Annotated in this window: 10 protein-coding genes; 5 read left to right on the plus strand and 5 right to left on the minus strand. The window is 67.7% G+C overall.

The annotated features are described in order from the left end of the window. On the minus strand, positions 1-1226 hold a 1226-nt coding region (locus tag B4A72_RS11920), incomplete at its 3' end, for a 2-isopropylmalate synthase (RefSeq protein WP_292978692.1). A gap of 120 nt (positions 1227-1346) precedes the next feature. Here B4A72_RS11920 and B4A72_RS11925 point away from each other — a divergent pair. Then, complete coding sequence (locus B4A72_RS11925; protein WP_292956757.1) at positions 1347-3005, plus strand: NAD+ synthase; 1659 nt, start codon at positions 1347-1349, stop codon at positions 3003-3005. Between the two features lie 234 nt (positions 3006-3239). Here the strand turns inward: B4A72_RS11925 and B4A72_RS11930 are convergent, their stop codons facing one another. The 3 genes from B4A72_RS11930 to B4A72_RS11940 form a co-directional block, all read right to left on the minus strand. Then, a complete protein-coding gene (locus B4A72_RS11930; RefSeq protein ID WP_292956754.1) occupies positions 3240-3980 on the minus strand; it encodes a glucose 1-dehydrogenase in 741 nt (246 codons plus the stop codon). Between the two features lie 25 nt (positions 3981-4005). Continuing rightward, complete coding sequence (locus B4A72_RS11935) at positions 4006-5646, minus strand: MFS transporter (RefSeq protein WP_292978694.1); 1641 nt, start codon at positions 5644-5646, stop codon at positions 4006-4008. 221 nt (positions 5647-5867) lie between these two features. Beyond that, positions 5868-6119, minus strand: a complete 252-nt coding sequence (locus B4A72_RS11940; protein ID WP_292956748.1) for a GlsB/YeaQ/YmgE family stress response membrane protein — start codon at positions 6117-6119, stop codon at positions 5868-5870. Positions 6120-6421: 302 nt separating this feature from the next. Between B4A72_RS11940 and B4A72_RS11945 the strand changes: the two genes are divergently transcribed. The 3 genes from B4A72_RS11945 to B4A72_RS11955 all read left to right on the plus strand — a co-directional run bounded on the left by B4A72_RS11945 (position 6422) and on the right by B4A72_RS11955 (position 9177). Then, the gene (locus tag B4A72_RS11945) at positions 6422-7264 is read left to right on the plus strand and encodes a L,D-transpeptidase (protein WP_414692170.1); all 843 of its coding nucleotides are present in this window, start codon (positions 6422-6424) and stop codon (positions 7262-7264) included. A 121-nt stretch (positions 7265-7385) separates the two neighbouring features. Further along, positions 7386-8213: a hypothetical protein gene (locus tag B4A72_RS11950; protein WP_292978696.1), complete on the plus strand. Its 828-nt coding sequence runs from the start codon at positions 7386-7388 to the stop codon at positions 8211-8213. Between the two features lie 43 nt (positions 8214-8256). After that, positions 8257-9177, plus strand: coding sequence for a lytic transglycosylase domain-containing protein (locus tag B4A72_RS11955; RefSeq protein WP_292978698.1), 921 nt, complete (start codon positions 8257-8259; stop codon positions 9175-9177). A 15-nt stretch (positions 9178-9192) separates the two neighbouring features. Here the strand turns inward: B4A72_RS11955 and B4A72_RS11960 are convergent, their stop codons facing one another. Continuing rightward, positions 9193-11394: a primosomal protein N' gene (locus B4A72_RS11960; protein WP_414692500.1), complete on the minus strand. Its 2202-nt coding sequence runs from the start codon at positions 11392-11394 to the stop codon at positions 9193-9195. Between the two features lie 319 nt (positions 11395-11713). Between B4A72_RS11960 and fsa the strand changes: the two genes are divergently transcribed. Beyond that, the gene (gene fsa / locus B4A72_RS11965; protein WP_292956736.1) at positions 11714-12367 is read left to right on the plus strand and encodes a fructose-6-phosphate aldolase; all 654 of its coding nucleotides are present in this window, start codon (positions 11714-11716) and stop codon (positions 12365-12367) included. Positions 12368-12385: the final 18 nt, after the last annotated feature.

A 12385-nucleotide genomic window follows, 5' to 3' on the forward strand; every position in this document is an offset into this window, starting at 1 on the left:
CCTTCATAGACGAAGCCGTCCGGCGTGGTCAGCTTGCCCTGACCCTCGCGCAGACCAGCCACGAAGGCACCGGTATAGACCGTTCCATCGGCATAGGTCGCCTGACCCTCGCCATGGCGCTGGCCGTCCTTCCAGGCGCCGTTATAGACATAGCCGTCGGGATAGGACATGCGCCCCTGCCCGTCATTGCGCGCGTTCCTGAAATTGCCTTCATAGACCATGCCGTTGGCATAGCGGGCCTTGCCCTCGCCCTCGATCACCCCCTCGGCCCACTGCCCTTCATAGGTCGAGCCGTCGGGATAGGTGATCTTGCCGGACCCGTCCGGCCGGTCGTTCTTCATCTGGCCGACATAGACCGAACCGTCGGGATAGGTGATCTGGCCCTGCCCCTCCATCCGGCCCTCGACCCAGTCGCCGCTGTAGACATAGCCATCGGTGCCGGTGAAGGTGCCCTTGCCGTGACGGCGGTCGGCCTTGAAGCTGCCGTCATAGACATCGCCATTGGCATAGGTCGCAACGCCCTGGCCCTCGCGCTGGCCGCGCTGCATCTGCCCCTCGTATCGGTCGCCCGAGGCCTGGACCAGCACCCCCGTTCCCGACATTTGCCCGGCCGCCCAGATGCCGTCATAGACCATGCCGTCGGCCATGGTCAGCTTGCCCTTGCCGGCCCGCTGTCCGGCCAGCATCCCGCCTTCGTAGACCGCGCCGTCGGGATAGGTGATCCGGCCCTGCCCCTCCTTGACGCCGGCATTCCACTGGCCCTCGTATTTGTAGCCGTTGGGCTGGGTCAGCGTGCCCTTGCCCTGATGCAGTCCCTTGACGAACTGGCCCGTGTAGACGCTGCCATTGGCGTAGCGCGCCACCCCCTCGCCGGTGATCTCGCCGGCGATCCAGTCACCCTCATAGGTGCCGCCATCGGGATAGGTGATCTTGCCGCGCCCCTCGGGCTTGCCCTTGACGAACTGGCCGACATAGACCGATCCGTTGGGAAAGGTGGCCTTGCCCTGCCCCCGGATCTCGCCCTCGACCCAGTCGCCCTCGTAGACATAGCCGTTGGGCAGCGTATAGGTGCCCTGCCCGTGCTGACGGCCGTTGCGGAACGTGCCTTCGTAGACACCGCCATCATCGTATTGCTTGGTGACGACCTGCGCATCCGCGCCGCTTGCGCCCGCCATCAGCGCCAAAGCCAATGCACCCGCCGTCGCCGCTGCCGCTGCCCGTTTCATCGCCACGCCCTTCGTCTTTTGCCAAAGGTCTAACCCATGGCCGCGCCGCGCGCAAAGCCCGACTTTCCCTTTCCGGCGCCATCCCCTATCACGGGCGCGAGAGAAGCCCGGGGCCACGCCATGACCGACCGTTTCCGCCTGACCATCGGCCAGTTGAACGCCACCGTGGGCGATCTGCCCGGCAATGCCGCCAAGGCACGCGACGCATGGCAGGCCGCGCGCGAGGCCGGCGCCGACATGCTGGCCCTGCCCGAGATGTTCATCACCGGCTACCAGACCCAGGATCTGGTGCTCAAACCCGCCTTCACCGAAGACGCCATGGCCCGGATCATGCGGCTGGGCGCGGATTGTGCGGATGGTCCCGCCCTGGCCATCGGCGGTCCGTGGCGCGACGGCGACGGTCTCTATAATGCCTGGTTCGTCTTCAGGCAGGGCAAGCTGGTCGCCCGCGTGCTGAAACACCACCTGCCCTACAAGCAGCTTTTCGACGAATTGCGCCTGTTCGACAGCGGCCCGATCAGCGGCCCCTATCCGGTCGGACCCGCCCGCATCGGATCGCCGATCTGCGAGGACGGCTGGTATCCCGACGTGACCGAGACGCTGGCCGAGACCGGGGCCGAGATCCTGATCGTGCCGAATGGCAGCCCCTATCATCGTGACAAGCTGGATCTGCGCATGGGCCACATGGTCGGTCGCGTGATCGAAACCGGCCTGCCGCTGGTCTATGTCAACATGGTGGGCGGCCAGGACGACCAGATCTATGACGGCGCCAGCTTCGTGCTGAATCCCGGCGGCAGGAAGGCGGTCCAGTTGCCGCCCTTCACCGAGATGCTGGCCCATGTCGATTTCATCCGCACGGGCGAAGGCTGGCAGGCCCAGCCGGGCCTGATGGCGCCGCAACCCGATGCCTGGGAACAGGATTATCAGGCGATGATGCTGGGCCTGCGCGAATATCTGCGCAAATCCGGCTTTCGCAAGGTCGTGCTGGGCCTGTCGGGCGGCGTCGATTCGGCGCTGGTGGCCACCATCGCCGCCGACGCGATCGGGCCGGAAAACGTCCGCTGCGTGATGCTGCCATCGCAATACACCTCGCAGGCCAGCCTGGATGATGCCGCCGATTGTGCACGGCGTCTGGGCACGCGGCTCGATACCGTCCATATCGAAGGGGCCCGCGACGCGGTGACCGATGCGCTGGCCCATCTGATGGCCGGCACCGCGCCCGACACCACCGAGGAAAACATCCAGTCCCGCCTGCGGGGCGTGATGCTGATGGCGATCAGCAACAAGTTCAACGAGATGCTGCTGACCACGGGCAACAAGTCCGAGGTCGCGGTCGGCTACGCCACGATCTACGGTGACATGGCCGGCGGCTATAACCCGATCAAGGATCTCTACAAGACCCGCGTGTTCGAGACCTGCCGCTGGCGCAACGCCAATCACCGCGACTGGATGATGGGTCCGGAGGGCGAGGTGATTCCGCCGCAGATCATCGACAAGCCTCCCTCGGCGGAGCTGCGCCCCGACCAGAAGGATCAGGATTCGCTGCCGCCCTACGAGGTGCTGGACGCGATCCTCGAAGGGCTGGTCGAAAAGGATCTGGCCCTGAAGGATCTGGTCGCCCGGGGCTTTGACGCCGAAACCGTCAGGAAGGTGGAAACGCTGCTCTATGTCAGCGAATGGAAACGCTATCAGGCCGCGCCCGGCCCGCGTATCTCGACCAGGGCCTTCTGGCTGGACCGGCGCTATCCGCTGGTCAACCGCTGGCGCGACGAGGTGTAGACAAAAAAGGGGGCTCCGCCCCCGTCCCTTCGGGACTCCCCGGGGATATTTCACGACCAAGGCAAAATGGAAAACGCCTCATCCGCGCGGGATGAGGCGCCTGCTTCGGGGGCGGTCATCGGCATCCCCGCCCGAACCGCAAGACAATTCATATGCTGCCAGGGTCGGGGAAAGGCGAACCGCCTGCTTTGAACGGCGAATAACCCGCCGGGGTGCAAAACGCCGGCCGCGCCATCAGATGCAACGGCCGCCATCCACCTCCATCGCGACGCCGGTGATCATCGAGGCCTCGTCCGAGGCCAGGAAACAGGCGGCGTTGCCCAGATCCTCGGGTGTCGAGAAGCGGCCCAGCGGGATCGTGGACAGGAATTTAGCCCGCATCTCGGGCGTGTCCTCGCCCATGAAACTTTTCAGCAGCGGCGTTTCGCCCGCGACCGGGTTCAGCGCGTTCACCCGGATGCCGAAAGGGGCCAGTTCCACCGCCATGGCGCGGGTTGCGGTGATCAGCCAGCCTTTCGAGGCATTGTACCAGTTCAGTTTCGGCCGCGGCGAAACCCCCGCGGTCGAGGCCACGTTCACGATGGCGCCCCGCCCGGCCTGCTTCATCAGCGGCACGATCTTGCGCGCGATCAGATAGATCGACTTGCAGTTGATCGCCAGAACCCGGTCGAAATCGGCTTCGGAAACCTCTTCCATCGGGGTAGGCAGATGGGTGACGCCGGCATTGTTCACCATCACGTCGATCCGTCCATAGGCGTCGATGACCTCGGCCACCATCGCCCCGACGCTGCCCGCATCCGCCACATCGGCCCGGATCGCCCGGCCGCCGATCCGGGCCGCGATCTCGCGGGCGGCAGCCTCGTTGATGTCGGCCACCACGACCTGCGCGCCCTCGGCCGCGAATTTCCGCGCGATCCCCGCCCCGAAGCCCGAGCCGCCGCCGGTGACGATGGCCACCTTGTCCTGAAGTCTCATCTTCTTTCCCCTCTTTCCCCGTCTTTCAGGGCACCTCGATCTTGCCCATCAGCGGCACGTCATCCCGCTGACTGACGCTGTGCCGTTCGATCATGCGGTGCACGACGGGATCGCCCTCGCCCCGGTGCAGCGCGCGCAGCGCGACCGTGACCTCGGCATCGGTCTTGGTGCGGCGCAGGTTGTGGCGGACATATTCGTCCCAGGTGGCGATGTGATAGCTTTCCGACCACAGGTCAGGATGTTCCAGATCGCGCAGAAGGGCCCAGTTCCGGGCTCCGTCGCGCCGGCGGATGTTGCGCCGCTGGCGCATGAGGCGCAGGAACTCGGCCACGTCGTCCTGCGCGATGCGGTAATCGACCATGATCATGATCGGCCCCGATCGCCCACGCAAATCCAGCCGCAGGGCCGGTTCGCGAAAGCGGTTCACCGGGTCCAGATCGGCGGTGCCGAATTCGGGGGCCTTGAACCAGACGCCGATGAGGGCGCCGAACAGCAGCACGAAGCCGGCAAGGGTCAGCGCCGTGCCGGTCCCCTCGGCCCCGGCGACGCTGCCCCAGACCCAGGATCCGGCCGCCATGCCGCCGAAGGTCAGGGTCTGATACAGCGCCAGCGCGCGCGCCACGACCCAGCGGGGCGTGGACAATTGCACCGTCACGTTGAACAGCGACAGCGCCAGCACCCAGGACGCGCCCGCAGGCAGCATGGCCAGCGCGTGCAGCCAGATCGAACCGGTCTGCCCCAGCACGATGGCCGAACCGGCGAAGCCTGCGAAGGCCAGACGCACGATCATCTCGTTGTCGTGGCGCGCGCGGATGCGCGGGCTCAGCACCGCGCCGGCGATCGCGCCCAGCCCATAGCAACCCAGAAGGAAGCCGAACAGCAGCGAGCCGCCCTGGGGCTGGCTCTTGGCGACCAGCGGCAGCAGCGCCAGCACCGAGACGGCGGCAAAGCCGAACAGGGCGCCGCGCAGGATCACCCGCATCAGGTTGGGCGACAGCGCGACATAGCGCAGGCCCGCCGCGACGGCGGGGCCGAAGGCTTCGGGCGGGGCGTTGCGCGGGGCGATGCCGGGCTTCCAGCGGCTCAGCGCCGCCAGCAGCGGAACATAGCTCAGCGCATTGACGGCAAAGGCGGCGGCGGCACCGAAGGCGGCCACGATGATCCCGCCCGCGGCCGGGCCGACGCTGCGCATCATGTTGAAGCCAACCGAATTCAGCGTCACCGCCGAGGGCAGGTCGGCGCGCGGCACCAGATCGCCCATGCTGGCCTGCCAGGGCGGATTGTAAAGAGCCTGCCCCGCCCCGATCAGGAAGGTAAAGGCCAACAGCATCCACGGCGTCAGCCAGCCCTGCCAGGCAACGATGGCCAGGATCACCGACACGCCCGCCATCAGGCATTGCGCCGCGACCAGCAGCGTCTTGCGGTCGAAGATGTCGGCCAGCGCGCCCGAGGCGATGGCAAGCAGCATGATCGGCATCGTGTTGGAGGCCTGGACCAGTGCGATCAGCGTCGCGCTGTCGGTCAGTTGCGTCATCAGCCAGGCCGCGCCGACCGCCTGGACCAGCCCGCCGAAATTGGACACCAGGGTCGCGCTCCAGAGCATGCGGAAGTCGCGATGGCGGAACGGCGCGAGGGCCGAGGGGCGGGGCGCGGTGGGCTCGGACAAGACTTTGCCTGTATCGGGTTTGCCCGCAGCCTAGTCAGACCGGCCCGGAACGGCAATGCGGTCCGAAGCGGATCGCAGGCTGCGACGCGATCCGGCCTTTCGCCGATCTGCGCCGGGCTCGGGAAATCGGAGACGGAAGGACGTGGCCCCAAGCGAAAGCCCCCGGCGCCAAGAGGGGCCGGGGGAATCGAGACATCGGTGAGGTTGCCGCCCCCGCGGGGTCAGGCCCGGTTCACCAGCCGGATGATCAGCAACAGAATGACCGCGCCGATGGTGGCGTAGATGATCGAGCCGATGATCGAGCCTTCGGCACCGATGGCCAGCCCCATCGCAGGAAACAGGAAGGCCGCGATGACCGCGCCGACAATGCCCACCACAATGTTCATCAGCACGCCCTGGCCGTGCCCCTTCACCATGAGACCGGCCAGCCACCCGGCGATGGCCCCGACGATCAATGCAACGATAAGACCCATTGGACTCTGCCTTTCTGAAAGTTCGCGTTCATATTCTCGCACTTGCGTGAAACCAAACGCACGCTGATTTGTTCCCTTTTCGTAAAAACTTGATCGAGATGACGCCCATTGGCAACAAGACCGGCCGAATCGGCTTGATCGGAATGTGCATGGGTTGACGCTGTTCGCATGGGGCGGGCTGATGACCTCATGCAGGAATCACGGCCGGTTCTGCCGCCGGCGGTGACATCCGGAACGAACTCTTGCTGCCTGCGGCCGCGCCTCTGCCGGCGATGGTCCGCGACAAATGAAGGATTGAACGCATGCTGCGCCTCGTTTCCCTTGCTTCGGCGATTGCCCTTGGGCTTGCCGCCTGCGCGCCCACGACCCAGACGACATCCGCCTCGCTGCTGGCCGGTCCGCCGGTTCCGGCGGTCTATCAGGCCCGCACCGATACCGGGCCGCAGGGCGAGCCGGTCAATATCCCGGCCGTTCGCGCCGCCTATCTGACCGAACGCAACCAGCGTCAGCAGGTCGCCTATAACGGTCCGGAAGACCCCGGCACGATCATCGTCGATCCCTATGCGCGGGTTCTCTATTATGTCACCGCGCCCGGCGTGGCGATGCGCTATGGCGTCGCGGTCGGCCGCGCCGGCAAGGGCTATAGCGGCACGGCGACGATCCGGCGCAAGCAGGAATGGCCCGACTGGCGCCCGACCGACAACATGATCCGCACCGAACCCGAGCTTTACAGCCAGTTCGCCGGCGGATTGTCGGGCGGGCTGGACAACCCGCTGGGATCGCGCGCGCTGTATCTCTACGAGGGCGGCCGCGACACCTATTACCGCATCCACGGCACGATGGATCCGTCCTCGATCGGCAAGGCCACCTCGGCCGGCTGCATCCGCATGTTCAACCAGGATGTCATGGATCTGTTCAACCAGGTCGAACTTGGCACCAAGGTGAAGGTGCGCAGCCAGGCCGAGAGCCTGCGCATCGAAGGCCCGATGCGCGAAACGCCCGAGGGTTACGTCCAGCCCGAGGGTGGTGGCATGGCGGCGGCCGATGCCGGCGTTCCCGGCGCCACGGCGGGCGGGGCGCCGACGACCACCGTCATCACCGCCAGCGGCGTTGCGCCGGTCGACAGCATGGGCTTCGCATACTGAGGCGGCCGCGCGACGCGACGTCTTGCAAGGCCCCGGCACCGCGCCGGGGTCTTTGCCGTTGCAAAGGGACGCGAATTTTCGCACCCTCCGAAGCGGATTGCGCCGGATCCAGGGGATTGCGATGCCGAATTACACCAAGCTGGAAAAGGAAATCCTGACGCCGGGTCAGGTCGCGCTGGTCGCGGCCAGCCGCGCCCCGGCGATCGGCGCGCTGAAGGATGCGGCGCTGTACCGCGCGATAGCCGAGATCGAGGCCGAGATGACCGGGGCCAGCGGCCCGGTCACCGAGGGCCGGCCCGGTGCGGCCGATCTTCTGGCCACGGCCCTGCGTCGGCTTCACCTCGAGCGGCGCAAGCGCAAGCTGCCCCTGGCGCCCGCTACCAAGGCCGCAGGGCAGCAGCCCGCCGGGGACAAGCCGTCGCGCGCTGTGGCATCGTCGGCCGCGCGCCGCGCCCCCGCGTCGAGCACGCGCAAACCGGCAGGGCGAGCCAAGGCCGAGACCCGCAAGACCGACCTGCGCACAGGCTCGCGCCGCGTGGCGAAGGCCAAGGCGCCCGCGACCCAGCCCGCATCTGCACCGGCACCGGCACCCGCCGCCCAGCCCGCGGCCCCGGCCGAACCGCCCGCCCCGACGGTCACGCCCGACGCCTCGACGGCGGCCGCAAACGAAGCGAAGTCACTGCGCAAGGCCGCGCGCAAGGCTGCGCGCAAGGCCGAACGCAAGGCCGCGCGGCTGGCCCAGATGGAGGCCGAGAAAAAGGCCCGCACCGCAGAACGCAAGGCCGCCCGGCAGGCCGAAAGGGATGCGAAGAAAGCCGAAAAGCAGGCCGCGCGTGACGCCAGAAAGGCCGCCCGCAAGGCCGAACGCGCCGCCGACAAGGCCAAGATCGAGATCGCCGAGGCGGCGGTCGAACTGAAGAAGACCCGCAAGAAGGCGAAGAAGGGCTGAGTCCGGGCCGCAAGGCAGGCTCCTTTCGGAAAGAGAGATTGTCGTGACGCGCATCCTTGCGATCCTGGCGATCCTGCTTCTTCCAACCGCCCCGGTCGCCGCCCGGCCCGCCGTCGATGCCGTCCACGGCCGCCCCCCGGCCCGGCAAAGCGACGAGATCCGCTGCACCGATGACGGCCGCGATTGCGTGCGGCGGTCCCGCTATGTGGCGGATGTCTGCAAGCTGGTGGAACGCAATGCCGCGCAGCGCGGGCTGGATCCGAATTTCCTGGCCCGCCTGTTGTGGAAGGAAAGCCGGTTCGAGCCGGGCGCGATCAGTCCGGTCGGCGCGATGGGGATCGCGCAATTCATGCCTGAAACCGCCCGGCTTTACGATCTGGACGATCCGTTCAACCCGGCCCAGGCGATCTTCAAGGCGGCGTGGTATCTTCGCTATCTTACGGACATGACGGGCAATATCGGGCTGGCCGCGATTGCCTATAACGGCGGCGAGGCACGGGCGGCGCGGTTCATTGCCAGCGAAACCGTGCTGCCCTACGAGACGCAGGACTATGTCGAGGCGATCACCGGATTCAACGCATGGCGCTGGCGCGACAATCCGCCCGAGACGGCGGACCTGAAGCTGGCTCTGGATCCCGACCGGCCGTTCCGGCCGGCCTGCGAATCGCTGGCCGGCAATCGCGGCCTGCGCGAATTCGTCGTCGAGCCGCGCGTCTTTCCCTGGGGCGTGATCGTCGCCAGCCATCGCAGCCGCGCGGTCGCGCAGGGACAGGTGGCGCGGCTGAACCGGACGCTGCGCCCGCTTCTGGATGGCAGGCGCGTGGGCTATGTCAGAAAGCGCCTGAGCGGAATCGCGCAGCCCGTCTATACCGCCCAGATCGGCTATGAAAGCCGGGGCGAGGCCTATGCCTTCTGCATCAGGCTGAAACGGCTGGGCGGCAACTGCATCGTGCTGAAGAACTGAACCGCGGCGCGCGGCCTACAGAAAGCTTTGCGGGTCGATATCCACCGCCAGCCGCAGGTTGGTCGGCAGCTTGTGCGGCGCCAGCCAGTCGGCGATGGCCGCTTGCAGCGGCGCCTGACGCGGGGCGTGGATCAGCATCCGCATCCGGTGACGCCCCCGGATGCGGGCGATGGGCGCGGGCGCCGGACCCCACAATTCGGCGCCGGCGTGATCCAGAGGTCCGGCATGGGCGGCAAGGTGGCGGGCGAAATCGCTGACCACGCCAAGGTCGGGATGCGACAGGATCACGCCCGCCAGCCGGCCGAAGGGCGGCATCCCGGCGGCCTGGCGGCCGGCGGCCTCGGCGTCCCAGAAAGCCTCGTCATGGCCCGACAGGATGGCGCGGATCACCGCGTGGCCGGGCTGGTGGGTCTGCAGCAGCGCAAGGCCCGGCGCGGCACCCGACTGGCGACCGGCCCGGCCCGCGACTTGCCGCATCAGCTGGAAGGACCGCTCGGCCGCGCGCAGATCGGCGCCTTGCAGGCCCAGATCGGCGTCAATCACGCCGACCAGCGTCAGGCGGGGAAAGTTGTGGCCCTTGGCGACGATCTGGGTGCCGATGATGATCTGGGTATCGCCATCGGCGATCCGGGCGATGGTGTCCTTCAGCGCGCGGGCCGAATGGAACAGGTCGGATGACAGGATCGTCGCCCTGGCGTCGGGGAAGGTCGCGGCGACCTCTTCGGCGATGCGTTCGACGCCGGGGCCGATCGGGGCCAGCCTGCCCTCGGCCCCGCAGGCGGGGCAGGCGGTCGGGATGGGGCGCGTCTCGCCGCATTGATGACAGACAAGGCGGTTCTGGAAACGGTGTTCGACCATCCGCGCGTCGCATTGATGGCAGCCGATCTGTTCGCCGCAGGCGCGGCAGACGGTGACCGGGGCAAATCCGCGCCGGTTCAGGAACAGCAGCGATTGTTCGCCGCGGGCCAGCCGCGTCTTGACCGCCCCTTCCAGCGTGGGCGAGATCCAGCGTCCTGCCGGCATCTCCTCGGCGCGCAGGTCGATGGCGGCCATGTCGGGCAGTTCCGCCTCGCCATAGCGGCTTCGCAGGTCCAGCCGGGCATATTTGCCGCTGGCCGCGTTGACCCAGCTTTCCAGGCTGGGCGTGGCCGAGGCCAGAACCACATGCGCCCCCGCGATCGAGGCGCGCAGCACCGCCATGTCGCGGGCGCTGTAATAGACCACATCCTCCTGCTTGTAGCTGCTGTCATGTTCCTCGTCGACGACGATCAGGCCCAGATCGTGGAAGGGCAGGAACAGGGCCGAGCGGGCGCCGACCACCAGCCCGACCTCGCCCCGGCCCGCCATGTGCCACAACCGGCGGCGTTCGGTCCGGGTGATACCGCTGTGCCATTCGCCGGGCCGCGCCCCAAAACGCGCCTCGACCCGGTCCAGGAATTCCGCCGACAGCGCGATCTCGGGCAGCAGGACCAGCGCCTGACGACCGGCGCGCAGGCATTCCGCGACGGCTTCCAGATAGACCTCGGTCTTGCCCGATCCGGTGACCCCGCGCAGCAGGGTGGTGCCATAGCCACCCTTGCGGATGGCGGCGCGCAGGGTGTCGGCGGCGGCCTGCTGATCGGGGGCCAGCGGCTTGCCGGGCCGACCGGGATCGAGGCGCGGATAGGGGGTATCGCGAGGAGCCTGGATCTCGGCCAGCGTGCCTTGTGCCACCAGGCCCTTGACGACCGAGGTGCCGACACCGGCCAGTTGGGCCAGTTCGGACGGCGCGAAACCGGCGCCGCCGTGGCGGGCGATGACGTCCATGACGCGGCTTCTCGCCTCGGTCATGCGCGCGGGCGGATCGCCGGCGGGCACGATGAGCCGGCGCGCGGCGGGCGGCTGGTCCAGGTCGGGGGCGCGGGTCGCCATGCGCAGCATCAGCGGCGGCGGGGTCAGGGTGTAGTCGGCGGCGCGGCTGAGGAAGTCGAGGAACCCCGGCCGGAACGGTTCGGCATCGAGGATCCGGGCCACGGGGCGCAGCTTGGCCAGGTCGAAATCGCCCCTGCCCTCGCCCCAGACCAGGCCCAGAACGCGGCGCGGCCCCAGCGGCACCAGCACCAGCGCACCCTGCCGCACGCCGTCTTCGGGGGCGAGGTAGTCCAGCACGCCGACCGGCTCGCAGGTCAGGACCGCGATGCGGGATCGGGGGGCGAGGAAGGCGGCGGGGTCGGGCATCATGCGCGATAAAGACGCCGGGGGATGCAGGTTGCAAGGGGTTCTCGACCGTCCAGGGCTTGCGGTCGGCCCGCACTGTATCAGCCCCGCCCCGGCCGCGCCCATCCGCCCCATGGGACCGGCGCCCGGACGCCGCCATGCGCGTGACATCGCATGCAAGGCATGCCCGGATCATGCATGGCCTGACACGATCATGGCTGCGCCCGCCCGCGGACGGCCGCAGCCCTTCGCGCCATTCCCGGGCGCGGCCCGCCGCCCCTTTCCGGGCCACGGCTTTTGCGCTATCACCCGGCCCGTAGCCTATCAGAGGAGCCGGGCCATGAAATTCTTTGTCGATACCGCCGATGTGGATGCCATCAGGGAGTTGAATGAGTTGGGTGTGCTGGACGGCGTCACCACCAATCCCTCGCTGATCCTGAAGGCCGGCCGCAACATCGAAGAGGTCACCCGCGAGATTTGCGATATCGTGGACGGACCCGTCAGCGCCGAGGTCGTCGCCGAGAAGGCCGAGGACATGATCCGCGAGGGCAAGCACCTGGCCAAGATCGCCGACAACATCGCCGTCAAGGTGCCGCTGACCTGGGACGGGCTGAAGGCCTGCAAGGCGCTGTCCAGCGAAGGCCAGATGGTCAACGTCACCCTGTGCTTCAGCCCCGCCCAGGCGATCCTGGCGGCAAAGGCCGGGGCAACCTTCATCAGCCCGTTCATCGGGCGGCTGGACGACATTCACCTGGATGGCGTGGACCTGATCGCCGATATCCGCGAGATTTATGACAATTACGGCTACGAGACGCAGATCCTCGCCGCCTCGATCCGTTCGGTCAATCACATCATCGAGGTCGCCAAGATCGGCAGTGACGTGATTACCGCACCTCCGGCCGTTATCAAGGCGATGGCCAAGCACGTCTTGACCGACAAGGGGCTGGAGCAGTTCACTGCCGATTGGGAAAAGACCGGTCAGAAGATCGGCTGAAACAGCCGCGGCAAGGCG

Origin of the sequence: Paracoccus sp. UBA5162 (assembly GCF_002413585.1) — a bacterium.
In the GTDB taxonomy this organism is placed as follows: domain Bacteria; phylum Pseudomonadota; class Alphaproteobacteria; order Rhodobacterales; family Rhodobacteraceae; genus Paracoccus.

Bases quoted from the DNA above. Each gene is read 5' to 3' on its own strand.
- B4A72_RS11925 (WP_292956757.1), top strand. From the start codon at position 1,347: ATGACCGACCGTTTCCGCCTGACCATCGGCCAGTTGAACGCCACCGTG.
- B4A72_RS11930 (WP_292956754.1), bottom strand. From the start codon at position 3,980: ATGAGACTTCAGGACAAGGTGGCCATCGTCACCGGCGGCGGCTCGGGC.
- B4A72_RS11940 (WP_292956748.1), bottom strand. From the start codon at position 6,119: ATGGGTCTTATCGTTGCATTGATCGTCGGGGCCATCGCCGGGTGGCTG.
- B4A72_RS11945 (WP_414692170.1), top strand. From the start codon at position 6,422: ATGCTGCGCCTCGTTTCCCTTGCTTCGGCGATTGCCCTTGGGCTTGCC.
- B4A72_RS11950 (WP_292978696.1), top strand. From the start codon at position 7,386: ATGCCGAATTACACCAAGCTGGAAAAGGAAATCCTGACGCCGGGTCAG.
- B4A72_RS11960 (WP_414692500.1), bottom strand. From the start codon at position 11,394: ATGCCCGACCCCGCCGCCTTCCTCGCCCCCCGATCCCGCATCGCGGTC.
- fsa (WP_292956736.1), top strand. From the start codon at position 11,714: ATGAAATTCTTTGTCGATACCGCCGATGTGGATGCCATCAGGGAGTTG.